This is a genomic window from Nonomuraea sp. NPDC050556 (assembly GCF_044457355.1).
Lineage (GTDB): Bacteria > Actinomycetota > Actinomycetes > Streptosporangiales > Streptosporangiaceae > Nonomuraea.
The window spans coordinates 452962-477697 of the sequence record NZ_JBITGU010000003.1 but is presented as its reverse complement, the minus strand read 5'-3'; the positions used below and the strand labels follow the sequence as shown (position 1 = coordinate 477697).

Annotated in this window: 23 protein-coding genes; 15 read left to right on the top strand and 8 right to left on the bottom strand. The window is 70.1% G+C overall.

The window, feature by feature from the left end:
- The first annotated feature begins 44 nt into the window (after positions 1-44).
- Complete coding sequence (locus ACIBG8_RS31360) at positions 45-557, top strand: GNAT family N-acetyltransferase (RefSeq protein WP_397346630.1); 513 nt, start codon at positions 45-47, stop codon at positions 555-557.
- On the opposite strand, the gene ACIBG8_RS31355 is transcribed toward ACIBG8_RS31360, so the two are convergent.
- Both ACIBG8_RS31355 and ACIBG8_RS31350 read right to left on the bottom strand, forming a co-directional pair.
- Positions 539-1333 carry a class I SAM-dependent methyltransferase gene (locus tag ACIBG8_RS31355; RefSeq protein WP_397346629.1) on the bottom strand — a complete coding sequence of 265 codons (795 nt, stop codon included), beginning with the start codon at positions 1331-1333 and terminating at the stop codon, positions 539-541. The two genes, ACIBG8_RS31360 and ACIBG8_RS31355, sit on opposite strands and share 19 nt — an antisense overlap.
- 34 nt (positions 1334-1367) lie before the next feature.
- Positions 1368-2645, bottom strand: a complete 1278-nt coding sequence (locus ACIBG8_RS31350) for a cytochrome P450 (protein WP_397346628.1) — start codon at positions 2643-2645, stop codon at positions 1368-1370.
- 25 nt (positions 2646-2670) lie between these two features.
- Here ACIBG8_RS31350 and ACIBG8_RS31345 point away from each other — a divergent pair, with 25 nt between their 5' ends.
- The 5 genes from ACIBG8_RS31345 to ACIBG8_RS31325 all read left to right on the top strand — a co-directional run bounded on the left by ACIBG8_RS31345 (position 2671) and on the right by ACIBG8_RS31325 (position 10870).
- Positions 2671-3078: a PaaI family thioesterase gene (locus ACIBG8_RS31345; protein WP_397346627.1), complete on the top strand. Its 408-nt coding sequence runs from the start codon at positions 2671-2673 to the stop codon at positions 3076-3078.
- Positions 3079-3140: 62 nt separating this feature from the next.
- Entirely contained in the window at positions 3141-3875 is a 735-nt protein-coding gene (locus tag ACIBG8_RS31340) for a TetR/AcrR family transcriptional regulator (RefSeq protein ID WP_397346626.1), read from the top strand.
- Positions 3876-4263: 388 nt separating this feature from the next.
- A complete protein-coding gene (locus ACIBG8_RS31335) occupies positions 4264-7068 on the top strand; it encodes a CocE/NonD family hydrolase (RefSeq protein WP_397346625.1) in 2805 nt (934 codons plus the stop codon).
- Between the two features lie 319 nt (positions 7069-7387).
- Complete coding sequence (locus ACIBG8_RS31330) at positions 7388-8215, top strand: ABC transporter permease (protein ID WP_397346624.1); 828 nt, start codon at positions 7388-7390, stop codon at positions 8213-8215.
- Between the two features lie 669 nt (positions 8216-8884).
- Positions 8885-10870 (top strand): ATP-binding protein, encoded by a 1986-nt coding sequence (locus ACIBG8_RS31325; protein ID WP_397346623.1) that lies wholly within the window; start codon positions 8885-8887, stop codon positions 10868-10870.
- 31 nt (positions 10871-10901) lie between these two features.
- Here ACIBG8_RS31325 and ACIBG8_RS31320 read toward each other — a convergent pair whose 3' ends face one another.
- Complete coding sequence (locus ACIBG8_RS31320) at positions 10902-11771, bottom strand: terpene synthase family protein (protein WP_397346622.1); 870 nt, start codon at positions 11769-11771, stop codon at positions 10902-10904.
- A gap of 199 nt (positions 11772-11970) precedes the next feature.
- Entirely contained in the window at positions 11971-12351 is a 381-nt protein-coding gene (locus ACIBG8_RS31315; protein ID WP_397346621.1) for an ankyrin repeat domain-containing protein, read from the bottom strand.
- Positions 12352-12437: 86 nt separating this feature from the next.
- Between ACIBG8_RS31315 and ACIBG8_RS31310 the strand changes: the two genes are divergently transcribed.
- From ACIBG8_RS31310 to ACIBG8_RS31285, 6 genes are read left to right on the top strand one after another with little or no spacing between them, the layout of a single operon-like run.
- A complete protein-coding gene (locus ACIBG8_RS31310; RefSeq protein ID WP_397346620.1) occupies positions 12438-13343 on the top strand; it encodes a proteasome assembly chaperone family protein in 906 nt (301 codons plus the stop codon).
- A 1-nt stretch (position 13344) separates the two neighbouring features.
- On the top strand, positions 13345-14358 hold the full coding sequence (locus ACIBG8_RS31305; protein WP_397346619.1) for a Gfo/Idh/MocA family oxidoreductase: 1014 nt from the start codon (positions 13345-13347) through the stop codon (positions 14356-14358).
- Positions 14336-14818 carry an SET domain-containing protein gene (locus ACIBG8_RS31300; protein WP_397346618.1) on the top strand — a complete coding sequence of 161 codons (483 nt, stop codon included), beginning with the start codon at positions 14336-14338 and terminating at the stop codon, positions 14816-14818. Before ACIBG8_RS31305 ends, ACIBG8_RS31300 begins: the two co-directional genes overlap by 23 nt.
- A 44-nt stretch (positions 14819-14862) precedes the next feature.
- Positions 14863-15987 (top strand): serine hydrolase domain-containing protein, encoded by a 1125-nt coding sequence (locus tag ACIBG8_RS31295; RefSeq protein ID WP_397346617.1) that lies wholly within the window; start codon positions 14863-14865, stop codon positions 15985-15987.
- The gene (locus ACIBG8_RS31290; RefSeq protein ID WP_397346615.1) at positions 15984-17144 is read left to right on the top strand and encodes an AAA family ATPase; all 1161 of its coding nucleotides are present in this window, start codon (positions 15984-15986) and stop codon (positions 17142-17144) included. Before ACIBG8_RS31295 ends, ACIBG8_RS31290 begins: the two co-directional genes overlap by 4 nt.
- Before the next feature lie 49 nt (positions 17145-17193).
- Positions 17194-17577, top strand: a complete 384-nt coding sequence (locus ACIBG8_RS31285) for a RidA family protein (RefSeq protein ID WP_397346614.1) — start codon at positions 17194-17196, stop codon at positions 17575-17577.
- 2 nt (positions 17578-17579) lie between these two features.
- On the opposite strand, the gene ACIBG8_RS31280 is transcribed toward ACIBG8_RS31285, so the two are convergent.
- A complete protein-coding gene (locus tag ACIBG8_RS31280; protein ID WP_397346613.1) occupies positions 17580-17924 on the bottom strand; it encodes a winged helix-turn-helix transcriptional regulator in 345 nt (114 codons plus the stop codon).
- A gap of 74 nt (positions 17925-17998) precedes the next feature.
- Between ACIBG8_RS31280 and ACIBG8_RS31275 the strand changes: the two genes are divergently transcribed.
- Positions 17999-18628 (top strand): NAD(P)-dependent oxidoreductase, encoded by a 630-nt coding sequence (locus ACIBG8_RS31275; RefSeq protein ID WP_397346612.1) that lies wholly within the window; start codon positions 17999-18001, stop codon positions 18626-18628.
- Here ACIBG8_RS31275 and ACIBG8_RS31270 read toward each other — a convergent pair.
- Positions 18604-19827 (bottom strand): erythromycin esterase family protein, encoded by a 1224-nt coding sequence (locus tag ACIBG8_RS31270; RefSeq protein ID WP_397346611.1) that lies wholly within the window; start codon positions 19825-19827, stop codon positions 18604-18606. The genes ACIBG8_RS31275 and ACIBG8_RS31270 overlap by 25 nt on opposite strands.
- Positions 19828-19892: 65 nt before the next feature.
- Here ACIBG8_RS31270 and ACIBG8_RS31265 point away from each other — a divergent pair, with 65 nt between their 5' ends.
- Entirely contained in the window at positions 19893-20423 is a 531-nt protein-coding gene (locus ACIBG8_RS31265; protein ID WP_397346610.1) for a helix-turn-helix domain-containing protein, read from the top strand.
- Here ACIBG8_RS31265 and ACIBG8_RS31260 read toward each other — a convergent pair.
- The gene (locus ACIBG8_RS31260) at positions 20420-21202 is read right to left on the bottom strand and encodes a tyrosine-protein phosphatase (protein WP_397346609.1); all 783 of its coding nucleotides are present in this window, start codon (positions 21200-21202) and stop codon (positions 20420-20422) included. The genes ACIBG8_RS31265 and ACIBG8_RS31260 overlap by 4 nt on opposite strands.
- Before the next feature lie 88 nt (positions 21203-21290).
- Here ACIBG8_RS31260 and ACIBG8_RS31255 point away from each other — a divergent pair, with 88 nt between their 5' ends.
- A complete protein-coding gene (locus tag ACIBG8_RS31255) occupies positions 21291-22163 on the top strand; it encodes a GIY-YIG nuclease family protein (protein WP_397346608.1) in 873 nt (290 codons plus the stop codon).
- Here the strand turns inward: ACIBG8_RS31255 and ACIBG8_RS31250 are convergent.
- Positions 22144-24678, bottom strand: a complete 2535-nt coding sequence (locus ACIBG8_RS31250) for an ATP-binding protein (RefSeq protein ID WP_397346607.1) — start codon at positions 24676-24678, stop codon at positions 22144-22146. The two genes, ACIBG8_RS31255 and ACIBG8_RS31250, sit on opposite strands and share 20 nt — an antisense overlap.
- Positions 24679-24736 lie beyond the last annotated feature (58 nt).

The window sequence follows — 24736 nt, the reverse complement described above, 5'->3', positions numbered from 1 at the left end:
AATCATGCCCTGGCCTTTACCTCTACCGCAATTAGGATGCCCCCATGCCGTTCGCAATCCGCCCGGGAACCCCCGAAGACGTCGAAGCCGTCGAGTCAGTACGGATCACCACCTGGAAGTCCGCCTACCGGGGGATCATGCCCGACGGCTACCTCGACGCCTTGACCGTCGACCCGGGCATCGTGGCGCAGCGGCGCGAGGGGCTGACCGCGGCGCTCGCCGAGGGCCGGACCCCGCTGTTCGTGGGCGAGCTGGACGGCAGGGTTGTCGGGTTCGTCAACCTCGGGCGGAGCCGGGACCAGGACATTCCCGGCGGCGAGATTTTCGCGATCTACGTACTGCCCGAGGCCCAGTCGCTGGGGCTGGGCCTGGCTCTGATGAACGCGGCGGTGGACCGGCTCCGCGCGGACGGCCACACCGAGTTCGGCCTGTGGGTCGCCACCGACAACGCTCCGAGCAGGCATTTCTACGAACGCTTCGGGCTGAAGCCCTCAGGTCGGGTCGCCGCCCACGACGAGCCCGTCGTCGAGGAGACGCACTACCGGATGTCCTTGTGAGCGCGTAGCGAATACATCATCGGAATCCGCGGGCGTCCTTCCGGATAGCGGTAGCCGGAGGCGTCGGACACGAGCGACTTGAAGCGTTGAAAGAGCGTGTAGTCATACTCTCGCAGGTACTCCAGCCGTAGCCCGGCGGCGGCCAGCGAGGTGATGACCTCGCTCAGGGGGTGCTGGAACTGCACGCTCACCGTGTGCTCCAGCACCTCGGAGCCGGTGTAGGTGTGCGGTTCGTCCCACACGTGCGGGCTGGTGTCGAAGTAGTCGTAGGCCACCGTGGCGCCCTCGTCGTCGTCGAGGACGTCGGCGAAGGGGTGGAACTCCGACAGGTACACCACCCCACCCGGCTTCAGCAGCGCCGCGACGATCCGCGCCCACCTGGTCAGGTCGGGCAGCCAGCACAGAGCGCCCATCCCGGTGAAGACCATGTCGTAGGTGTCGCCGAGCGCCTCCTCGGCGTCGTACAGCTCGGCGGCGACGAACCTGGCCTCGATCCCGCAGTCGGCCGCCAGCTCGCGGGCCACGTCGATGGCCTTCGGCGACAGGTCGAGCCCGGTGACCCGCGCGCCGAGCCTGGCCAGCGAGAGGGTGTCGAGGCCGAAGTGGCACTGTAGGTGGACCAGCGAACGGCCGGTGACGTCGCCGACCTCCTCCAACTGGAACGGCGTCAGCGTCTGAGCGCCCGCCTTGAAGGCGTCCACGTTGTAGAAGTCGCTGGCGACGTGGATCGCCACCCGAGCGTCCCAGTTGGCCTTGTTCACCTCTTTGTAGTCCATGCCTTCGAGCTTAGGTACGGCTCGCAAGGGGTTTTCAGCGCGGGCGCAGCCGTACGGGAAGGTGTTTGAGCCCGTTCTGGAAGTTGGAGGTGAGGCGGACGGGCTCGCCGGACAGGATGACCTCCCAGCGATTCAACTCCTCGAAGACCGCGCGCATCTGCACGCGGGCGAGGTGCGCGCCGAGGCACACGTGCGGGCCGAAGCCGAAGCTGACGTGGTCGTTGGGGTGCCGGCTTGGGTCGAACCTGTCGGGGTCGGGGAAGACGGTCTCGTCCCTGTTGGCCGACGCGTGGTAGACGACGACCTTCTGACCTCGGCCGATGTGCTGACCGCCGAGCTCCAGGTCCCGCGTCGCCGTACGCCTGAAGTCCATCACCGGCGGCCAGAAGCGCAACATCTCCTCCACCGCCAGGCCGGTGTCGGTGATCTCGACGGGGTGCTGGAGCAGGGTGAGCAGGCCGCCGGGGATGCCGTTGCGCAGCGTCTCGTTGCCCGCGACGGCGAAGAGGAAGAACATATTCTCGAATTCATCCTCTGTCAGGCCGCCCTCGACCATCGCCGCCATGATCGAGGTGGGGTTCCCGGCGAGGGCGTGCGCGTAGGCGAACATGTCGGCGAGGGCCGCCTTTGAGCGCGGATTCATTCCTTCTTTGAGCTCCGGACGCTGCTCGACGGCCAGGCGGCCCATCGGGGTCAGCGCGGCGACCTCGGCCGTGGACAGCTTCGCGTAGTCGTCGTCCTGGTAGCCGATCACCCTTGAGGCCCAGTCGTAGAGGAGACGCCTGTCCTGCTCGGGCACGCCCATGATGTGCGCGAGCGTCCAGACGGGCAGGTCTGCCGCCACCTCCACGAAGTCGCACTCACCCGCGCTGAACAGCTGCGCGGCCCTGTCCCTGATCGTCTGCTCCAGCGCGCGGACGGCCCTGGGGGTGAAGGCGGCGGAGACGATGCGGCGCAGCCTGGTGTGCTCAGGAGGGTCGGCGTTGAGCATCATCGACCGGACGAACGCCAGGTCCTGCGGCGTGTCCGGGTCACGGATCTGGGTGGCGCCGAGGTGCGAGGAGAAGTCCTCCGTGGTCCGCAGGACGTGCTTGACGTCCGCGTGCCGGAACACGCCCCAATAGCCGGGCCCCTCGCGCCAGGGGCCGACCGCCGGTTCCGGGATCCAGCAGACGGGGCTCTCCCTCCTGAGCCTCGCGAACAGCTCGTACGGCACAGCCTCGGCGTAGGTGCCAGGCAGGAACACCTTTTCCACAGGCAACGCGTCGGGCGCTTCTTCGTCCACAGGCCGGTTCTTCCACTCCTCCGCCATGCCGTCCAGCGTGCATGATGACGGCGTGACTCCTGAAGAGGGCAACGCGATCCTGAAGGACTACTTCGCTCCCTGGGTGCAGGGCCTGGGGCTGAGTGTGGAGGAGGTGGGCGAGCGGCACGCCGTGCTGCGGCTGCCATGGTCGTCCGAGCTGGCCAGGGAAGGGGGTGGGATGAGCGGGCAGGCGCTGATGGCGGCGGCCGACACGGCGACGGTCATCGCGATCGCCTCGGCCCGCGGCGGGTTCGTGCCGATGACGACGGTGCAGCAGTCGACGTCGTTCCAGCGGGCGGTGATGGGGGTGGACGTGCTGGTGGAGGTACGGATCACGAAGCTGGGGCGGACGCTGGCCTTCGCCGACGTCACGCTGACCGCCGACGGGTCCCAGGAACCCGCGGCGCACGCGACGACGGTTTACGCCCTCCTGGGATAACAGTGTACGCACCTGCGTACGCCGTACTCTAAGATGAGCTCACTACGGAGGAGGAGAACGACATGAGTGCCAGCAAACCACCCATCCCCTCAGTGTGGGCCCGTCAGCGGCGGCAGCGCGACCAGCCCGTGCTCAGCCAGGACCGCATCGTCGCCGAGGCGCTCAAGCTGCTGGACGAGGAGGGCATCGAGGCGCTGAGCATGCGCACGCTCGGCACCCGGCTCGGCGCTGGCGCCACCTCCATCTACCGGCATGTGGCCAACAAGGACGAGCTGATCGAGCTCGTCATCGACGAGGTGTACGGCGAGCTGCGCATCCCCGCCATCGACGCCGGCACCTGGGCCGAGGCGCTCGTGGAGTGCGCGCGCGAGCTGCGGGCGATGATGTTGCGGCACCCGTGGGTGGCGTCGGTGCTGGGGCAGGTCGGGATGGTGCAGCTCGGGCCCAACCTGCTGCGGCAGTCTGAGCGCATGCTGGCGCTGGTCCAGGGGGCGGGGTTCCCTGCTGGCGAGGCGGATCAGGTGCTCAACATGCTCATCGCTTATGTGGTGGGGATGACGACCAGTGAGGCGGCTTATCTGTCGCTGCTGGCGCGGAGCGGGCAGACGGAACAGGAGTGGGCGGAGAGCCTTCGGCCTACGGCTGAGCAGGTGATGGAGGGGCATCCGCTGATGCAGGCGGAGTTCTTGGCGCGGGTGGGGGACGATCCGGCGCAGATGCGGGAGGAGGGGTTCAGGTATGGGCTCGACCGGCTGCTGGACGGGCTGCAGTCCCGCCTCACGGCCCTGAACGGCTAGCTGCGGCTCACCCGATGGCTGGAGGTGCGCACATCGACGGTCGTGGGGAGCCGGGCGTGAGCGTGCCAGCCTGCGATGCCACAGAGAGCGGCAGAGGCGAGCGGCATGCTGCAGGGGCGTGATGGGGACGACACCGACGGCAGTGGGCCATTTCAGGGTGCATGCCGCACAACGGGGCGATGAACCTCTTTAGGCGCGTGTGACACGACAGGCGTGGGCCGCGTAGAGCGTATGAGGGCATGGCAGGCATTTCCACGGGCGGGGGTGGCAAGCCGTCCCCGATGCGCCAAAGGGAGCGTGTTTTCGGGTGGGAGGTGGGGTTGAGGTGCGAGGTCAGGGTGGGGAGCGTCTCAGCGATCTCTCAGGTCGGGTAAGTAGGCTCCACCGCATGAAGAGAGTGGCCGCGCTGGTCGCGGTGCTGGCCTTGATCGGTGTGGGTGGCTGGCTGGTGTGGCCCTCAGGTGGCGACGTTCGCGGTCAGGAGCAGCGCATCGGCGTCGTCGACGGCCCGGCCGACGACCAGGCCGTCATGCTCGACGCCACCTTCTTCCCCCCGGCGGGCGGCGGCAAGGCGCCTGCCGTACTCCTGGCACACGGGTTCGGCAGCTCCAAGAACGCCGTCAGAGACCAGGCGGCACGCCTCGCGCAGGACGGCTACGCCGTACTGACCTGGTCGGCCAGAGGGTTCGGCCGCTCCACCGGACAGATCGCCCTCAACTCCCCCGACTACGAGGTCAAGGACGTCAAGCAGCTGATCAACTGGCTGAGCGAGCGCCCTGAGGTGCTGCTCGACGCCAAGGGCGACCCGCGCGTGGGCATCGCGGGCGGTTCGTACGGCGGCGCCATCGCGCTCATGACCGCGGCCAACGACCCCAGGGTCGACGCGATCGTCCCGCAGATCACCTGGTACGACCTGGCCGACGCGCTCTTCCCCAACGCCACCGGCGAGGGCCCTGAGACCGGGGTGTTCAAGCGCATGTGGGCCGGTCTGTTCTTCAGCCGCGGCAACCAGGGCGGCGGCCTCCAGGCGCTGGTCGAGCAGCCCAAGCCCATGTCGGCGGAGGAAGCCAGGTGCGGGCGGTTCCTGCCGCAGGTGTGTGAGATGTACCAGCAGGTGGCGGCGACGGGAAAGGCCACGCCCGAGGCGGTCGAGCTGCTACGCCAGTCGAGCCCCATCTCGGTACAAGGCAAGATCAAGGCCCCGACGCTGCTCATCCAGGGACAACGCGACTCCCTGTTCCCGCTCTCGCACGCCGACGCGAACGCCAAGGCCATCGCCAGGAGCGGCACCCCGGTCCAGGTCGCCTGGTTCGACGGCGGCCACGACGGGGGGAACGGCGAGGCCGACTGGCTCTACGACCAGACGTCGGCCTGGTTCGGCCGATGGCTGAAGAAGGAGAACGGCGCGGCGACCGGGCAGGCGTTCACCGTCACCCGCGACGGCGGCCGCGACCCGGGCACCAGGCAGCGCATCAGGCTGCACCCCGAAGCCGCCGCCTACCCGGGGCTGGGCGGCACCGGCACGACCGAGATCAAGCTGCAGGGCGGCGCGCAGAACGTCGCCGTCCCGCCCGGCGGCTCCCCCGCGTCCATCTCCAGCGTGCCCGGCGTCGGCGGGCTGCTCGGCGCCAACACGCAGAGCAACCTCAGCGTCTCCCTGGACCAGCCGGGGCAGGCCGCCTCGTACGAGTCCGCGCCGCTGACGGCTCCGCTGCAGCTCACCGGCAGCTCTACGGCCAAGATCCGGGTGTTCGGCGAGGGCGAGGTGACACTGTTCGCCAAGCTCTACGACGTGGGCGACAGCGCACAACCGCCCAACCTGCCGAACGGGCTGGTCGCGCCGATCAAGGTGACCATCCCCGAGGGGCAGACCGCCGTGGACGCCACGGTCGCGCTGCCCGCGGTCGACCACCTGTTCCCGGCCGGGCACCGGTTGCGGCTCACGATCACCACGACCGACATGGGCTACTTCATGCCCGCAGAACCGGCCACCTACCAGATCGGGCTGGCCACACCGGCTCTCGCCGTACCCACGGTGGCGGCGCTGAGCGCGCCCGCCGGGGGGCTGTCGTGGTGGGTGTGGGCGATGCCGCTGACGGCGATCGCGATCGCGGCCGTGATCCTCCTGACCGGACGGCTGCGCGAGGACGACCCGGACGGTCACGACAGCACATCGAGTACAGCACGCCCTCCCGTCACCGTCGGCGCGGCAGACATGGTCGGTACGGCGGGCCTCGATGGCGCGGCTGAGGACGTTGCCGCGGACCACAACGGAGCGCTCGCGGCGGATATCCGCGCGGAAGCATCCGAGACGGCGGACCACAACGGCGGCCCGGCGACTCGTGAGGGCGCTGATGGCCGTCAAGGCGTAGATGGCCATGACGGGATTCTCGGAGCAGGTCCTGGCGGGTCGGCTGGGCTTGGTGCCGGGCGGCGGCGGAGTGGTGGGGCGCTTGGGGATGAGAGCGTGCCGCTGGAGATCACCGGGCTGACGAAGGCCTATCGCAACGGGGAGAAAGCGGTCGACGATCTGTCGTTCCGTGTCGAGCAGGGGCAGGTGCTCGGTCTGCTCGGTCCCAACGGGGCGGGCAAGACGACCACGATGCGGATGATGATGGGCCTGATCCTGCCCGACGCGGGCGAGATCCGGATCTTCGGCAGGCGGGTGACGCCTGGCGCGTCAGTGTTGTCCAGGCTCGGGTCGTTCGTGGAAGGACCTGGGTTCCTGCCGCACCTGTCCGGGCGCGACAACCTGGAGCTCTACTGGGCGGCCACCGGACGACCCACCGGCGACGCGCATTTCGCCGAGGCGCTGGAGATCGCCGGGCTCGGGGCTGCGATCGAGCGTGCCGTACGGACGTATTCGCAGGGGATGCGGCAGCGGCTGGCGATCGCGCAGGCGATGCTCGGGCTGCCCGACCTGCTGGTGCTCGACGAGCCGACCAACGGGCTCGACCCGCCGCAGATCAGGGAGATGCGGCAGGTGCTCAAGCGGTACGCCGAGGAGGGGCGGACGGTGATGGTGTCCAGCCACATGCTGGCGGAGGTCGAACAGACCTGCAGCCACGTGGTGGTCATGCACCGCGGGCGGCTGATCTCCTCGGGACCGGTGTCGACGCTCCTGGCCTCCTCCAACGGGCACGGGCCTCGCCTGGAGGACGTGTTCTTGGACCTCATCGGAGAACAGTCATGACCCTAAGGTTCCAGATCGCTGGAGACGCCGCGCCAGGGGGCACGGACGGAGCGGGACGCGCGGTATGCGAAGCGACCCGTCCAAGCCCGGTCATAGGAGCCCTGGGCCGCGCAGTGCTCGATGCGGGCCGCCCAAGTCGGGTTGAAGGGGGCGCGAGCCGTACCCGCGGAGGTCCGGGACGCGTGGTGGGCTCTGCGGGCCGTACCCCACGACGCCCGGGCTGTGATCGCGACGGGACTTGGCGGAGAGGCTTCGTGATCGCTGCTCGCCACGGAAGGGACCGGGTTGTGACTGTCGCCGGGATTGGGAGGGGAACGGTATGACGACTGCGACACTGCCCCTCCGGGTGGAGATCATCAGGCAGTTCAAGCGGCGCAGGACCGTGGTCATGTTCGCGCTGCTGCTCGCGCTGCCGTGGATCCTGGTGATCGCCTTCCAGTTCGGGCCGCAGAGTACGGCGGGGCAGCAGACCGCGCTGCGGATCTCCGACCTGGCGACCGCTGGGGCGCTGAACTTCGCGGCCTTTGCGTTGTCGGTTTCCGCTAGCTTCTTGCTGGTTGTCGCGGTGGCGTTGTTCTGTGGTGACACGGTGGCGAGTGAGGCGTCCTGGTCGTCGCTGCGGTATCTGCTGGCCGCGCCGGTGCCGCGCGACCGGTTGTTGCGGCAGAAGCTGATCGTGGCGTTGGGGTACTCGGCGGCGTCGGTGATCTGCCTGCCGTTGATGGCGCTGCTCGCGGGGACACTGGCGTTCGGGTGGAACGACATCCAGGTGCCCGGGACCGGGGAGACGATCCCGGCGCTGGACGTTTTGCCACGGTTCGGGGTAGTGATCGCTTATGCGATGGTGAGCCAGCTGGTGGTGGCTTCGCTGGCGTTCCTGCTGTCCACGGTCACCGACTCGCCGCTCGGGGCGGTTGGCGGGGCGGTGGGGTTGGTGATCGTCAGCACGATCCTGCAGGCGGTGGAGGCGTTGGGGACGCTTCGGGAGTTCCTGCCTACGTTCTGGAACACGGCTTGGCTGGACGCGCTGGCGCCTGAGCCTGATTACAGCGGGATGGTGAAGGGGGTGGCGTTGTCGGTGACGTACGCGGCGATCCTGCTCGCGGTCGCCTTCCGCCGCTTCCGCCGCAAGGACGTGGTCTCCTAGCGCCCGCCCCACGACGCGGGGGCATCCCACTGGGGCTATCGAACCCGCCGCGGCGAGGGGGCGCGGACGCCGAGAGGCTACGGGCCCGGCGCGGGTGTTGGGGGACCCCCAGATGGAGCGCTGAGCTCGTGGGGGCCGATACGGCGCGCCGTGGGCGACGCGTGGGGCTCGTCGCACGGCTCGCAACGCGAGGGCGTGACAGCGGAAGTCGCAGCATCAGGCGCAATGCGAGGGCGCGACGCTGAGGGGGGCAAACCCGAAACGCGCAGACGCAGCGCTGGAGACGCAGCGCTGGAGGGTGGGGTTGGGGGTTAGGACCAGTGGGGGGGCTTGTTGTCCAGGTAGAAGTCGTCGTCGCGGTCCTTCTCGCGCCAGTCGCCCCAACCCAGGTCCGTGTCGTCCGCCGTCTGCTCCGGGAGAAATTCGCTCACGGTAACCATGCTATCCGGAGGTACAAACCGCACCCCCGCACATGTGTGGCGGAAAGGACAGTCGGGAATCAGCGGGGTACGATGCCTAAGCAGGCGTCCGTTCCCCCCCGTGAGGCTGCCCATGGCCACCCCGACAGGTTGGCGGCGAGAAGGCAATCTGCCAGCGGAGCTGACGAGCTTCGTCGGTAGGACCCGCCTGCTCGCCAATCTCAAACGCCATCTCAACGAGTCACGTCTGGTGACGGTGACAGGCATCGGCGGCGTGGGCAAGTCCCGCACCGTCCTCCGCCTGGCGCACCAGGTGCGGGCCCACTACGAAGACGGCGTGTGGTTCGCCGACCTGGCGAGGTTGCAGGACGCGGGCATGGTCAAACACACCATCGCCTCCGCCCTGGGCATCGCCGACCAGTCCTCGCGCGCCGCCTCAGAGTCACTCACCGAGTGGGTCGAGGGCCGCGACATGCTGCTCATCATCGACACCTGCGAGCACCTCGTCCAAGGCTGCGCGGAGCTGGTCGAGGAGCTGCTGGAGAGCAACCCCAAGCTGAAGATCCTGGCCACCAGCCGCCAGTCGCTGCACCTGCCGTACGAGCACGTCGTGCCGGTGCCGCCGCTGCAGGTGCCAGGGGACGACCCGGCGGAGAGCCTGTTCACGAACGAGTCGGTGCAGCTGTTCGCGGCCCGCGCCGGATCGGTGATGCCGGAGTTCGTGCTGGACGAGACCAACATCGGCTCGGTGGCCGAGCTGTGCCGCCGCCTGGACGGCATCCCGCTGGCGATCGAGCTGGCCGCCGTCCGCCTGCGCGCGCTGTCGGTGGAGCAGATCCTCGCGCTGCTGACCGACCGGTTCAGCCTGCTCGCGGGCGCCAGCCGTACGGCGCTGCCGAGACATCAGACGCTGCGCGCGGCCATCGGCTGGAGCCACGAGCTGTGCGAGCCCGCCGAGCGGCTGCTCTGGGCGCGGCTGTCGGTGTTCGCCGGCGACTTCGAGCTCGACGCCGCCCGCTTCGTCTGCGCCGACTCGCGCCTGCCGTCCGAGGACATCACCGACCTGGTGACCGGGCTGGTGGAGAAGTCGATCCTGCTCATCAGGAGCAACCACGCGGGTGTGCGCTACAAGCTGATCGACACGCTGGCGGAGTACGGCGAGGAGTGGCTGGACAAGCTCGGCGAGACCGAGCACATGCGCCACCGCCACCTGGAGTACTACCTGAGCCTGGCCGAGCGCAGCGAGGACGCCTGGTCGGGTCCGCGGCAGATCTACTGGTTCGTCCGCATGCGCCAGGAGCACGACAACGTGCGGGTGGCGCTGGAACATTCGCTGCGCACGCCGGGCGAGTCGCTCCTGGCGCTCAAGCTGCTGTCGTCGTTGTGGTTCATGTGGGTGTGCTGCGGCTTCGTCCGTGAGGGCAGGCTCTATCTGGAGCGCGCCCTGCACGCCAACCAGGGCGTCAGCAAGGAACGCTGCAAGGCGCTGTGGGTGCTGTCCTACGTGCGCAGCGCCCAGGGCGACAGCGCGGGCGCGCTGCAGGCGGCCGAGCAGTGCAGCACCGAAGCGGTCAGGGTCGGTGACTCCAAGGCCGTCATCCTCGCCTCCAAGATGCAGGGCACGGCCGCGCTCCTGCAGGGCGACCTGCAGAAGGCCAGCGCACTGCTGGGTGTGGCGATCGAGTTCAACACCGACAACAAGGAGCTCAACCCCGGCCTGCTGCCCGCCATCGTCGAGCTGTCGATCGTGCTGGCCTCCCAGGGCGAGCTGTACGAGGCGGAGTCGCTGCTGGTCGACTGCCTGCAGGTGTGCAAGGAGCGCGGCGAGCTGTTCGTCAGCTCCTACGCGTACTGGGCGCTGTCGGTGCCGCAGCTGGCCACGGGCCGGGCGGCGGACGCGCTGGCCAGCGCGCAGGAGGGGCTGCGGATCAAGCGCCACTTCCACGACACGCTGGGCACGCTGATCGCGCTGGAGACGACGGCGCGGATCTACAACGCGCTGGAGCAGCCGATGCTGGCCGCCCGCCTGCTCGGGGCGCTGCAGCAGAACTGGAAGACGGCGGGCCTGCCGATGCTGGGCGCGCCGTGGCTGACGATCGACCACGAGAAGTGCATCAAGGAGTGCCAGAAGGCGCTCGGCGAGGACGGCTACAAGTCCGCCTTCGAGTACGGCACGCGGCTCGACCTCGACGAGGCGTCCTCGCTCGCCCTTGGCGAACTGGACGCGACAACGTAGACCGAGCCGCATAGAGCAGAAGCAGAGCGGGTCAGACCGCCTGTGCCCACTGGGTGCCGCGCGGCCAGGCGTGGACGTAGCGCGCGCTGCCGAGCGAGTACTCGATGTGCCCGCGCACCCAGTGCTCCAGGCCCTGGACGTAGGCCAGGACCGCCTTGGTGCCCCAGGTGTCGACCGACTTGCGTAGCCGTACCATCTCGGCCACGGCCCCGTCGTGCATGGTCGCGACCTCGTCCAGCGCTTCCTGGAGCGAGCAGCCGCGATGGGTGACCAGCACGTTGACGAGGTTGTGCCGGGCCTTGTCGTGTTTGCGCTCCTTCGCGTAGGAGAACAGGTCGTTGTCCCAGACGACCAGGTCGTTGGCGTGTTCGGTGAGCGCTCTGATGTCGGGGTGGTGCCATTCGTCCGGGGTGAGGCGGCGGCCGCCGGCGATGTCGATGAGGGCGTAGACCGGGTACATGGCGCCGGTGCGGCGGCGCATGAACACGTAGTCCTCGGGAGTGGGCACCACGTCGGACTCGCGGTTGGCCGCCTCCCACACCTGGGCGAAGATGTACTCCTTGGTGGCCGTGCACCAGCGGTCGAGCTGGTCGCGCTCGGCGTGCGCGGCGATGCGTTCCTTGAGTCCCTGGAGCGACTTGGCGAACACGTTGGTGATCGGTTCGCCGGATTCGATGTCGTGCAGGACGCGGAACATTTCCGGCAACGCCCTGGCAATCTTGGCGGTATGCCGGCTGAGGTCGTCGGATTCACAGAATCCGTCGTCGAAGGCGAACAGCCAGATGCACCAGTCCATGAGCAGTTTGAGCATGTCATGGTCGACCAGCGGATATGCCCTGGCCGTCAACCAGCCGAAACGAGCGATCTTGTATCGTTCCAGCAGGTCAGGCTCATCGAGCATGCCCGATTCGAGGAGCCACGCGAAGCTTTCCTCGCTGGCCGCATCGACATGGGGGTTCACCTCACTCTCGAAAGGGCACTGCAGGATCGGGATACGGAGGGGCTTGGCTCGCGCAGGGGTTCTCGCCATACAGACATGATCGCAATGATCTTGAAATCAGGCCATATCGAGCAAATAGTGAATTCCATCCCCTCCAGGGTTATACGAACCAATCCTCCACTCCGAACATGCGGGCGGTGTCGATCGCGGACGGCGTGCCCGCCCTGGGGTCCGCGCCTGCCTCCAGGAGGACTCTGACCACGTCAGGCTCCTTCTTGAAGACCGCGCCGGCGAGCGGCGACTGTCCGCGGTCGTTCACTTTGCCAGGATCGGCGCCGAGCGCGGCGAGCATCCGTACGGTCTCCGCGTGTCCGTGATAGGACGCCAGCATCAGCAAACTGTCACCTTTGCCGTTGGTGAGGTCGACCGGAACGCCTGACTCCACGTAAGCGCGCAAGGTGTCCGTCTCGCCGGTTCTGGCCAGGTCGAACATTCGGGTGGCGAACTCCCGCAGCTCCGGGTCAGGCTCCATGCGGCCCATTCTCCCTCGATAGGGTGCCGTGCACGGAATCGATCCGGCTCGCCGTAGGTTCAAGGTTGAGAACCACAACGAAAGGCTGTCCTACCGTGTCCGACCCGACGGATCTCTACAAGCTCGCCGACGACGCGCCCGAGCTTGACGATCCGGTGCTGCTCTACCACTTCGACGGTTTCGTGGACGCGGGCGGCGCTGGACGGCTGGCGCTCGGCCACCTCCTGGCCGAGCTGGAGCACCGCGTCGTGGCGACGTTCGACGTGGACCGGTTGCTCGACTACCGGTCGAGACGGCCGATCATGACCTTCGACACCGACCGCTGGGTCGACTGCGAGAGCCCCGAGCTCGCCGTCTACGCCACGGAGGACGCGACAGGCACGCCGTTCCTCATCATGAGCGGTCCCGAGCCCGACCGGGAGTGGGAGCTGTTCACCTCGGCCGTCGGCTCGCTGGTCGACAGGCTCGGCGTGAGCAAGCTGATCACCGTGCACGGCATCCCGATGGCGGTGCCGCACACCCGCCCGCTGGGCGTCACCGCGCACGCCAGCCGCCCCGAGCTGATCAACGCGCAGACGAGCGCCTTCAGCAGGGTGCAGGTGCCGGGCAGCGCCGCCGCGCTGATCGAGCTGCGGCTGGGCGCGCAGGGCAAGGACGCGCTCGGCTACGCCGTACACGTGCCCCATTACCTGTCGCAGGCGGAGTATCCGCACGCCGCGGTGACGGCGCTGGAGGCGGTCACCAAGGGGACCGGGCTGGTGTTCCCGATGGAGACGCTGCACGACGCCGCCGAGCGGACCACGGCGGAGATCGAGGAGCAGATCCAGGCGTCGGAGGAGCTGTCGACCGCGATCAGCGGGCTGGAGCAGCAGTACGACGCGTTCGCCGCCGGGGCGGAGCGGGAGAGCCTGATGGCCGAGTCCGCGCCGATGCCCACGGGCGACGAGCTGGCCGCGCAGTTCGAACAGTTCCTGGCGGAGCGGGACGAGCGGGACAACTAGCATGACCATCAGGGTCGGTCTCATCGGGTACGGCGTGGCCGGGCAGTTCTTCCACGCGCCGCTGATCCACGCCACCCCCGGCCTCCGCCTGGCCGCGGTCGTCACGAACAACCCGGAGCGCGCTGCCGAGGTCGAGCGCGAATACGGCGCGCGAGCCGTACCCGGCGACGTCGAGAGCCTGTGCGACCTGGTGGTCATCGCCTCGCCGAACCGCACCCACGTCCCGCTGGCGAAGCGGGCGCTGGAGGCGGGCAAGGCCGTGGTGGTCGACAAACCCCTGGCCCGTACGGCGGAGCAGGCCCAGGAGCTCGTCGACCTGGCCCGCGACAGGGACCTCATGCTCACCGTCTTCCAGAACCGGCGCTGGGACGGCGACTTCCTCACCCTGCGCAGGCTCGTGGCCGACGAGGCGCTGGGCGACGTGCTCCGTTTCGAGTCGCGGTTCGAACGGTGGCGCCCCGAGCCCAAGGGCGGCTGGCGCGAGTCCGGCGGCGCCGACGAGGTCGGCGGCCTGCTCTACGACCTGGGCAGCCACCTGGTCGACCAGGCCATCCAGCTGCTCGGCCCGGTCGCGCACGTGTACGCCGAAAGTGACGTCAGGCGCGCTGGGGTGGAGTCCGACGACGACTCGTTCATCGCGCTGACCCACGTCTCAGGCGCCCGCTCGCACCTGTGGGTGAGCGCGATGGCCGCCCAGCTCGGGCCGCGCTTCCGTGTGCTCGGCTCGCGGGCCGCCTACGTGAAGTACGGCCTGGACGTGCAGGAGGAGCAGCTCCGCGCGGGGATCGACCCTGCCGCGCCCGGCTTCGGCGACGACCCTGAGGAGCGCTGGGGCGTACTCGGGGACGACACCGTCGCCACGGAACGCGGCGCCTACCTGGACTTCTACCGAGCGATCGCCGAGGGACGCACCCCGGTGGATCCGAACTCGGTCGTCGAGGCGCTGACCGTCATCGAGGCGGCCCGCCGTTCAGCCGAGGAAGGGACAGTCCGTGTGGTTACACCCCGGCGTTGAGGTGCGCCACTCCCCCATCGCCGGTGAGGGGCTGTTCGCGACCGAGGCCATCGCCGAGGGCACGATCGTGTCGCGGCTGGGCGGGCGGGAGGTCACCACCGCCGAGCTGGAGGAGCTGTTCGCCACCTCCGACACCTACGTGGACACGATCACCGTCGGGCCCGACCGGCACCTGGTGCTGCCGCCCGGCACGCCCAACGGCAAGGGCAACCACAGCTGCGACCCCAACCTCTGGTGGACCGACGCCGTCACCCTGGTCGCCCGGCGGGACATCGCGCCCGGCGAGGAGGTCACCAACGACTACGGGACCAGCACGGCGACGGCGGACTTCGCCATGGCCTGTGCCTGCGGCACGTCGCTCTGCAGGGGGCGGGTGACCGGCGACGACTGGCGCCGGGCCGACCTGCGCGAACGCTACGGGGACCACTGGGTGCCCGCGCTGCTCCTACTCCTCGGGTAGGAGACTCCACCGGCCCGGCAGGGGCGCGCCCGGGGATCACCCCGATGTCCAGCGGGCCGCCGGAGGACACGCTGGGGATCATGACCTTCATCGCGGTGGCAGTGGCCACCTCCCTGGCGCTCACCGGCACGACCGGCGCAGCAACGAACGGCACGACCAGCGTGGCGACGAACCCGCTTCGCCCCTACCTGGACAGGATCGTGGCCGCCGGGACGGCCGCGGCGGTGGCCGAGGTGCGGCGGGACGGCAGGACCTACCGGGCCGCGTCCGGCCGGATCGAGCTCGGCAGGAACACGCCGGCGACCCCCGGCGCCAGGTTCCGCATCGGCAGCGTGACCAAGGCCTTCACCGCCACCGTCGTCCTCCAGCTCGTCGCGGAGGGCAAGCTCAAGCTGGACGACCCGCTGAGCGCCCACCTCCCCGGCGTCGTCGAGCAGGCGGACACCGTGACGATCAAGGACCTGCTCGGCCACACCAGCGGCGTCCCCGAGCACACCGACGACCTGTTCGACAAGTGGGGCAGGATCGCCGAGCCGGAGCGCACCTGGACCGGGCAGGACCTGGTCGACGTGGCCAACAAGCACCCGCGCCTGTTCCCGGCCGGCACCAGGTTCGCCTACACCAACACGAACTTCATCCTGCTCGGCATGGTGATCGAGGCCGTGACCGGCCGGCCGTACACACAGGAGATCACCGAGCGGATCGTCAGGCCGCTCGGCCTGACCAGCACCACCACCCCGACCTCCTCGACCGCGATCAGGGGGAAGCACCTGCACGGCTACGTCATGGTCGACGGCAAACCGTACGACGTGACCAGGATCAACCCCACGATCGCCGGGGCGGCCGGCGGGATCATCTCGACGACGGCCGACCTCGACACGTTCTTCCGCGCCCTGTTCAGCGGCAGGCTGCTGCGCCCCGCGGAGCTCAAGGCGATGACGACGGTGGGGAAGGGCGACTACGGGCTCGGGCTGGAGACGGCCAAGCTGTCGTGCGGCATGGTCTACGGCCACGGCGGCGGCGTGCCCGGCTACTCGACGGTCACCTTCCACAGCGCGGACGGCAGGCGCCAGCTCAGCCTCAACGTCACCGCGTACGAGGGCGATCCGACGCCGGCGGTGAAGGCGCTGGTGGAGCGGGCGCTGTGCCTTCCTAGCATGGAGGGGTGATCCGAACCCTGGCCGTCGAGAACTACCGGTCGCTGCGCCACCTCGTGGTGCCGCTGACGGGGCTGAACGTGGTGACCGGCGCCAACGGCAGCGGCAAGTCGAGCCTCTACCGCGCGCTCCACCTGCTGGCCGACTCCTCGCGCAACGGCGCGGTGGCCGCGCTGGCCAGGGAGGGCGGGCTGCGCTCCACCTTGTGGGCGGGGCCGGAGACGATCAGCCGGGCCATGCGCGACGGCACCCACCCGATCCAGGGCACCCGCAGGTCGGGTCCGGTCAGCCTCAAGCTGGGCTTCTCCGCCGACGACTTCGGGTACGCCATGGACCTGGGGCTGCCGATCCCGGCGCTGTCGGAGTTCAACCAGGACCCGGAGATCAAGCGCGAGGTGTCGTGGAGCGGGCCGGTGATGCGGCCCGCGACGCTCCTGGCGGACAGGGGCGGGCCCGCCGTACGGCTGCGCGAGCCGGACGGCGGGTGGTTCTGGGTGCCGCACGAGCTGCAGAGCTTCGACAGCATGCTGAGCGAGGTCGCCGAGCCGCAGCGGTGCCCGGACCTGATGGCGCTGCGGGAGCGGATGCGGTCATGGCGTTTCTACCATCATGTCAGGACCGACATGGACGCTCCCGCGCGAGCCGTACAGATCGGGACCAGGACCCCGGTGCTCAGCCATGACGGGTCGGACGTGGCTGCCGCGCTGCAGACGATCAGGGAGATCGGCGACGCCAAAGGCATGGACGAGGCGGTCGACCGGGCCTTCCCCGGCAGCCGGGTGGAGATCGTGAACGCCGACGGGCGGTTCGAGCTCACGCTGCGCCAGCACGGGCTGCTGCGCGCGCTGGGCGGGGCCGAGCTGTCCGACGGGACGCTGCGGTACCTGCTGTGGGTGGCCGCGCTGCTGACGCCGCGGCCGCCGGAGCTGCTGGTGCTCAACGAGCCCGAGACGAGCCTGCACCCCGACCTGATCGAGCCGCTGGCCGAGCTGATCGTCAAGGCGGCCGGGCACACCCAGGTCGTGGTCGTCACGCACGCCAAGCCGCTGGCGGTCGCGCTGGCCAGGCGGGACGCGCAGACCATCGAGCTGGTGAAGGAGTTCGGCGAGACCACGGTCGCCGGGCGCGAGCCGCTCGACCAGCCCGCGTGGGCGTGGCCCAAGCGCTGAGGTCCAATTGGCTCTGGGAACCCGCCGGGCCCGCCGCTTCGATGGACGGATGATCGTCACGCACGACCCCGCGACCGGGGTATACGCCAGCACCGAGGACTACGTCCACGCCATCGAGGTCCGCGACCCGCGCCGCCTGCTGTTCGTCGCCGGGACCATGGGCCTGGACGCGGACGGCGTCGCGGGCGCCACCCTGCAGGAGCAGCTCGACCTCGTGTGGTCCAACATCCGCGCGATCCTGGCGAGCGCCGGGATGACGGTGGACGACATCGTGCGGCTCACCAGCTACCTGCGCGACCCCTCGTACGCCGAGGCGAATGCCGCGGCCAGGGTGGCGGCGCTGGGCGGGCGCCCGGTGCCGACGACGGCGATCGTGGCGCGGACGCTGGCCGACGACTGGCTGGTGGAGATCGAGGTGATCGCCGCCGCGTGAGCCTAGTTCTTGGCGTCGATGAGCTGGTCCCAGTGGTCCTCCGCCCACTCGCACACGGCGCGCATCGGCTCCAGCATGCTGCGGCCGAGCGGGGTGAGGGCGTACTCGACGTGGCGGACCCGCTCGTCGAGGACGGTCCGCGAGACCAGGCCGTCGCGCTCGAGGGCGCGCAGCGACTGGGTGAGGACCTTGGCAGTGACCCCTCTGAGCGGGACGCGCAGCTCGGAGAAGCGACGGGGACCATCTTCCAGGCAACGGATGATCATCCCGGCCCACTTGTCGCCGATGCGGATGGGTGACAGGTCAGAGGGACACACCGGGTCGAACATATCGGGATCGAGGGTCACGCCCACCAAGGTACCCCGGAGGTAACCACCCCCTCGGTTAGCGTCGGGGCACCTTCCGAGTTGAGGAGCACGACATGAGCGAGATCATCGTTTTCGGCGCAGGCGGCAGGGCGGGGCGCGCAGCCGTACAAGAAGCTCTCCTGCGCGGTCACCGGCTGACCGCCGTGGTCAGGGACCCGGCGGCGCACGGCGACCTGGCCGCTGCAGGGGTGCGGGTCGTGGCCGGGGACGTCACGGACGCCGGTACGGTCGCCGCCCTGGCCACCGGCGCGGACGCCGTGGTGCACGCGGCGGCCGACCTGACCGCGCCCGACTTCTTCGCCACCGCCGCCCGCTCGCTGCTCGACGGGATGGCGGCGGCCGGGGTGTCGCGGCTGGTGTCCGTCGGGCTGGCCTCGGTGCTGGAGACCGCGTCCGGCGCGCTGCTCATGGACACCGACGGGTACCCGCAGGAGTACCGCGGCTTCTACCTGAGCCACGCGGCGGGCACCGAGGTGCTGCGCGCGGCCGACCCGGCCGTGGACTGGGTGGTGGTCAGCCCGTCAGGCGACTTCGACCACGGCGGCCCGCGCACCGGCGGCTACGGCCTGGCCGCGGCCGACGCGGCGAGCCGCATCTCCTACGCCGACTTCGCGATCGCCCTGCTGGACGAGGTGGACACCCCCAAGCATCACCGCGATCACGTCGGCGTGAAGGCGGTCTGAACCTCGGCCGGAGCGCAGGCGAGCGCGCCCGCGTCGGGATCGGCCGCCGTCACGTGCGGGAGGTGGACGAGGACGTCGTAGGCGTCCAGCGCGCGCACCGGGCTGGTGACCGCGCCCAGCCGCTGCCGGTCGGCCGCCTCCACGAGCTTGGCGTCGGCGGGCGGCAACCGGCGCAGGTCGGTGGCGAAGGCGCCGTCGCGGCTCGCGGCCATCAGCGCGTCGAGCGTCCCCTCCTCCGGCGGCCCCAGCTCGGTGAAGAGCTTGCCGGTGTAGAAGTCAGGCCCGGTGTTGAGCGTCTCGCCCTCACCCGTGGTGGTGCCGATGACCACGTAGTCCGCGCCGAGGCGCTCGGCCAGGTGCATGCCGAGCGTCGTGGCGGGCGCGGTGCCCGGCATGGTGATGGGCCAGCGCTGCACATGCCCGTTGTGCGCGGCGAGCACGATGCGGCCCTCCTGGCGCAGGATCCACTCGACGCTGTCGGCCATGGCGACCTCGCGGATGCCGAACACCGCCCCGTCGGGGTTGCCGCGCACCATCTCGCGGATCATCGCGTCCAGGCTGGCGGTGAGGCGCAGCGACTGCACGGCGGGCTCGTCCTTCTGGTCGGCGGTCCGCTCGACCAGCTCGGCGAGCATCGCCGTCACCGCGTCCCTGCGCTCCTCCGGCAGCTCGGCGTAGTCGCCGATGGCCTGCATCACGGAGAACGGCGAAGCTGCCGCGTAGATCGCCGCCGTCTCGCGCAGGGCCGGGTCCACATCGCCGCCCAGGTAGGCCGTGATGGCGTCGATGCCGGGCAGCAGCGAGGCGTTCGAGCCCGGGTTGTCGACGCCGTAGTAGTGGACCCCGCTCCCGCGCATCCACTCCAGCTGGCCGCGCATCTGCGTCCAGAACCCCATGAGCGACGTCATCCCGACGCCCATGGCCTCGTCGACCGTGTGCTCGTCGCCGCCGCGCACCCAGCCGTCGGTCAGCCATCCCTCGGTGAACCCTGACTCCATGGCGTACGCGCTGAAGCCGTGCCGCTCCGCGAGGTAGCGCAGGACGCGGTGGCGCAGCAGGTAGGACTCGGCGTTGTAGTGGGCGCTCTCGCCGATCGCGACCACCCGGGCGTCGCCGACGACCTGGTCGAGCCAGGTGAGGTCGTCCAGCGGCGCCGCCGGGTCGAGCGTAGTGAGGGGGATGATTGCCGGTTCGCTCAAAGACATGTGCCCTCCAAGTGCTTTCCCAACTTTGGAAACGGTACCAGATATGGGATTGTATGGGCGTGGACACGATTGATCTGATCCTTCATCCGGTACGGCTGCGCATCGTGCACGCCATGTCAGGCGAGCGCACGCGCACCACCTCGGACCTGTGCGCGGCCATGCCCGACGTGCCGAAGACGACCGTCTACCGGCACGTCGCGCTGCTGGCCGAGGCAGGAGTGCTGGAGGTCGTGGATGAGCAGCGGGTGCACGGAGCGGTCGAGCGCCACTACCGGCTGCGCAGGCAGCGCGCGACGATCGACGCCGACGCCGCAGCCTCGATGACGAAGGACGACCACCGCCGGGGGTTCGCGGCGGCGATGGCCGTGTTGCTGGCCGAGTTCAACACCTACCTCGACAGGGAGGAGGCGGACCCGACGGCAGACTCGGTGTCCTACCGGCAGTTCCCGATGTGGCTGAGCGAGGAGGAGCTGGCCGAGATGCTCGGCGACCTGGTCAGGATCCTCAGGTCCAAGGCGGGCAGGGAACCCACGCCCGACCGCAGCCCCTACCTCCTGAGCACGATCATCTTCCCCGCCGAGGAGGGCTAGTCGAGCAGGCGGGCGCGCAGGGCCGCGGTGTCCGCCTCGGTCCAGCCGTTCGCCGCCAGCCACTCCATCGGCCCGCCGAACCGCTCGTCCAGGACGGAGAGGAACTGCTCCATGTAGGCGGCCAGCGGCATGTGGTCGGAGGCGGGCCGGGTGTCGAGGTCCGCCCGGTACGTCTCGCTGGCCCGCAGACGCCCCAGGATGCTCTCGAGCCGCTCGCCCGTCGCCACGTAGTCGGCGACGATCTCCGAGCGCTCCACGCCGGCCACGGAGAGCGCGAGCGCGCACAGCACGCCCGTGCGGTCCTTGCCCGCCGCGCAGTGGACCACGGCCGCGCCGTCGTCCATGGCCATGACGCGCAGCGCCTCGACCACGGAGTCCGGGCGCTCGCGCAGGTAGCCGTAGTAGAAGCCGGTCACCCGGAGCTCGGCGACGGCCTCCTCGGAACGCTCCTTCCACGGCAGCACCCGGTCGGCCTCGACGTCGGTGTGCGTGCCGCCCTCGGCGAAGAGCGTCAGGTGGTGCACGGTGACCTCGGGCACCGACACCAGCGGCCCCGGGCCCTCCAGCCGCACCTCGGGGCCAGAACGCAGGTCGACCACGCGGCGCAGCTTCAGCTCCCCGACAAGCTTGTCGACGTCTCCGGGGGTGAGTCCCTGCAGGTTGTCCGATCGCAGAATCCGGCCGAACCGCGTGACTCCGCCGTCCTTCGTGGCCAGTCCGCCCAGGTCGCGGACGTTGGCCGCGCCCTCCAGCTCGATCCATCTCGTCAGCTCGTTCATCGCTCTGAGCCTATATGTCGCCTCAAAAGTGTGCGGATGGGCAATTGATGACGCAGCATGAAGAAACACGAAACAGTAGGGAGGTCTGGTGGATCCGCGCGTGTTCCCCCCGCGGCTGGTCATCGATCCGTCGCTGCCTCCGGAGGTGTCGCTCCAGCTACGCGCGAGCCCGCACCTGCTCCGCGAGGCCAGGAGGGGCAAACGCCCCGCTCAGCCGTACCATCCGACGTTGTTGTTCGTCATTCCCGGCCTCCTGCTGCTGAGCTGGATGGTGGCCGACACCGAGGGCATGGTCGTCGCCGGCCTCGTCATGGCCCTGGCGGGCGTGCTGCGCTGGATCGCCGTCGGCGCGACCAACCGCGACACCAGGCGGCGGCTGGAGCTGGCCCACCAGCACCAGGCGCACTACATCCTGCCGACCGACCTCGACTACCCCTGCCAAGTGCTGCTGCGCCGCGCGCAGGACGCCACGGACACGATCCTGGCCTCCGAGGTCCACCGGGCGGGGCTGATCGACAGCGTGGCCAACAACGTGACGCTGCCCGAGGAGGTCTGGCAGATCTCCACCCGGCTGTCGCGCCTGGCCAGGATGCACCACGAGCACGGCAGGATCGTCCCGCGCGAGCTGCCGCCCGGCATGGACGAGGCGTTCAAGCCCTACACCAGCGCCCTCGACGCCGCCTGGACCTCGCTGTCCAAGCGGGTGCGCCAGCTGGAGAAGTACGCGACGCAGGTGGTGCACGCCGACGAGGTCTACCGCGCGCACCGGCGGCTGCAGGTGCTGGTCGACCGGACCCCCGACTACCAGCGGCTGGTGGCGGAGACCGTCCAGGACGAGCTGGCCCACACCCACATCAGGGAGCTGGCCCAGCAGGCGCAGCACATGCGCGAGCTGTTCGAGGAGAGCATCGACCAGGCCAGGCAGGCGGCCGGGCACCTGTTCAGGACCCCGCTCTCCTGAGCAGTTCGAGCGTGCGGCGCATGCCCGCCTCGTTGCCGAGGCTGCGGTAGAGCTCCCTTGCCTGCTCGAGAGGGGGTACGGCGGAGCCGCTGTCGCGCGCGTCGAGATGCGCCTCGCCCAGGTAGCGCAGCGACAGGGCCATCCACCACCGGTCGCCGAGCTCCTCGAAGGCGAGCTTGGCGCGCAGCAGCTCGCCCTCGGCCTCGTCGATCCTGCCGAGCCTGGCCAGCGCCCGCCCGGCGGACAGCGCGGTGCGCGCCACGCCCCAGGAGTCGCCGAGCGCCGAAAGGATCTCCTCGGCCCGCCGTACGAAAGCCAGCTCCTTCAGCCCGTTGGAGGGGTCGCCCACCTCGCCGGCGGCGCGCAGGCACCTGGCCTCCTCCCACAGCTCGCCGCGCTGCCTGAACATCTCGGCGGCCCGGTCGAGGTTGTAACCGGCCTTGGTGAAGCCGCCGTCGGCGGCGCGCAGGTCGCCCTCGGCGCGCATCCCGCGCGCCTGGGCCGCCAGGACCTCGCCGTAGGCGCGCAGCGTCTGCGCCTCGGAGTAGCGGTTGCCGTCGTTCTTGAACACCTCCAGGGCGTCCTCCAGCAACTCGCGCGCCTCCTCCGGGCGCCGCTCGGCCAGCCGCAGCTCGGCCAGGTTGCGCTGGGTGCGCGCCATCCACCACAGGTCCTCCTCGCCCTTGAACGAGGTGATCGCGCCGATGAGGTAGCCCTGCGCCCGGTCCAGGTGGCCGTCGCCGAACAGCGACATGCCGATCGTGCGCATCGCCCGCGCCGCCCACCACGACTCGCCCAGGTCGGTGAACAGCTCCAGCGCGCACTCCGCGTCGCCGCGCCCGCTCTCGTGCCCGCCCAGCCCGCCGATCACCGCGGCCCTGTCCAGCAGCGAGATGCCCTCGGCGCGGCGGTCGTCCATGCGCCTGGCGGCCTCGATGGCGATCTCGGCGACCTCGCCCCAGTCCGCCCAGTAGGCGCGCAGCGAGTGGCACAGCGAGCAGAACGCCCGCCCGAGTCCCCAGGTCAGCTCCCACAGCTCCAGCGACCTGGCCAGCTTGACCATCGCGACGAGGCTGAGCCGTTCCGCGTTGAGCCAGTCAGCCGCGTGCGACTGGCCGTCCGCGCTGGACCTGCGGCCGCCGCGGCTCCAGTCCTGCGGCCAGCGGTCCTGCGCGGCCGCCTCCGCCCTGCGGCGATAGCCGGACAGGACCCGTTCGATGGCGGCCGTCCTGCGCTCGTCCTCGCCCGCCAGCTCGACGGCGAACAGCCTGACCAGGTCGTGCAGCCGGTAACGCATCGCGCCGGTCGGGTCGGTGCCGGAACACTCGGCGAGCTGGGCGTCGATCAGCGCCTCCAGCTGGTCGGAACCGTCCAGTTCGGAGATGTCGAGCAGCTCCCCGGCCACCCAGCCGGGCACGTCCGGCGAGGTCAGGCCGGTCAGCAGGCGCAGCAGCCTGCGCTGGATGCCGGTGCAGTCGTCGTAGCTGAGCTGCACCGAGGCGCGCACGCTCTTGTCGACCGTGCGGGCCAGCTCCAGCTGGTCGAGGCGGCGGCGCTCGTCGGCCAGCCGTCCGGCCAGCTCGCGCAGCGACCAGTTCGTGCGGGTGGCCAGGCGGCCGCCGCAGATGGAGATCGCCAGCGGGAGGTAGTCGCAGATGCGGGCGATCTCCCTGGCGCTGGCCAGGTCGTCCACGACCCGCTCGCCGCCGGCCAGCCTGGCCAGCAGCTCGACGCCCTGCGCCTCGCTGAAGACGCTCAGCTGGGTGTCGTAGGTGTTCATCAGGAACAGCGGCTGGCGCGAGGTGACGATCACCGCGCAGCCGGGTTCCGCCGGGAGGAGGTGCTTGACCTGGTCGCCGTCGTGGGCGTTGTCGAGACCGATGAGGATCTTGCGGCCCTTGGTCCACGTGCGCCAGAGCTTGCGCAGCTCCTGCAGGCCGCCGGGGTCGGTGGTCAGGCGTACGCCGAGGGCGCGCAGGAAGCCGATCAGCACTTCCTCGGGGCTGACCGGGGCGTCCACGCCGCCGCGCAGGTCGGCGTAGAGGCGGCCGTCGGGGAACCAGTCGACGACCTCCTGGCCGAACCTGGCCATCAGCGCCGACTTCCCGACGCCGCCCCTGCCGTACACGGAGACGACCAGCGGCGGGGTGACCTCGTGGGACTTGCGGCGCTCGGCGAACACCTTGCGCAGCTCGCCGAGGGCCTCGCCGCGGCCGGTGAAGTGCTCGGGGACCGGTGGCCACTGGTCGGGCGGGCGCCAGGACGGCTCGGCGGCCGGGTCGGTCTCGCCCTGGGGTTTGGAGGTGAGGGTGGTGGCCCAGGTCGCCAGGCCCACGAGGATCGCGGCGGCCAGGCTCACGCCCACCTTGGCGGCTACCGGGATGTCCCATTCGAGGGAGGCGGCGAGGATGCTCGCTGCGGCGGCAGCCGTACCCGCTGCGACGGGCGCGGCGAGCGGAACCCTTCTGCGCCTGCGTGGAGGCTCGTCGTCCGGCAACGCTAACGGCCCCGTCATACACACCCCCTTGGGGGTGATTCAAACCGATCGGAGATGGCTCGCGCCAGACTCCTCG

Coding starts and splice junctions, on each gene's coding strand:
- ACIBG8_RS31360 (WP_397346630.1), top strand. CDS start 45: ATGCCGTTCGCAATCCGCCCGGGAACCCCCGAAGACGTCGAAGCCGTC.
- ACIBG8_RS31355 (WP_397346629.1), bottom strand. CDS start 1,333: ATGGACTACAAAGAGGTGAACAAGGCCAACTGGGACGCTCGGGTGGCG.
- ACIBG8_RS31350 (WP_397346628.1), bottom strand. CDS start 2,645: ATGGCGGAGGAGTGGAAGAACCGGCCTGTGGACGAAGAAGCGCCCGAC.
- ACIBG8_RS31340 (WP_397346626.1), top strand. CDS start 3,141: ATGAGTGCCAGCAAACCACCCATCCCCTCAGTGTGGGCCCGTCAGCGG.
- ACIBG8_RS31335 (WP_397346625.1), top strand. CDS start 4,264: ATGAAGAGAGTGGCCGCGCTGGTCGCGGTGCTGGCCTTGATCGGTGTG.
- ACIBG8_RS31330 (WP_397346624.1), top strand. CDS start 7,388: ATGACGACTGCGACACTGCCCCTCCGGGTGGAGATCATCAGGCAGTTC.
- ACIBG8_RS31320 (WP_397346622.1), bottom strand. CDS start 11,771: ATGCTCGATGAGCCTGACCTGCTGGAACGATACAAGATCGCTCGTTTC.
- ACIBG8_RS31315 (WP_397346621.1), bottom strand. CDS start 12,351: ATGGGCCGCATGGAGCCTGACCCGGAGCTGCGGGAGTTCGCCACCCGA.
- ACIBG8_RS31305 (WP_397346619.1), top strand. CDS start 13,345: ATGACCATCAGGGTCGGTCTCATCGGGTACGGCGTGGCCGGGCAGTTC.
- ACIBG8_RS31295 (WP_397346617.1), top strand. CDS start 14,863: ATGTCCAGCGGGCCGCCGGAGGACACGCTGGGGATCATGACCTTCATC.
- ACIBG8_RS31285 (WP_397346614.1), top strand. CDS start 17,194: ATGATCGTCACGCACGACCCCGCGACCGGGGTATACGCCAGCACCGAG.
- ACIBG8_RS31275 (WP_397346612.1), top strand. CDS start 17,999: ATGAGCGAGATCATCGTTTTCGGCGCAGGCGGCAGGGCGGGGCGCGCA.
- ACIBG8_RS31260 (WP_397346609.1), bottom strand. CDS start 21,202: ATGAACGAGCTGACGAGATGGATCGAGCTGGAGGGCGCGGCCAACGTC.
- ACIBG8_RS31250 (WP_397346607.1), bottom strand. CDS start 24,678: ATGACGGGGCCGTTAGCGTTGCCGGACGACGAGCCTCCACGCAGGCGC.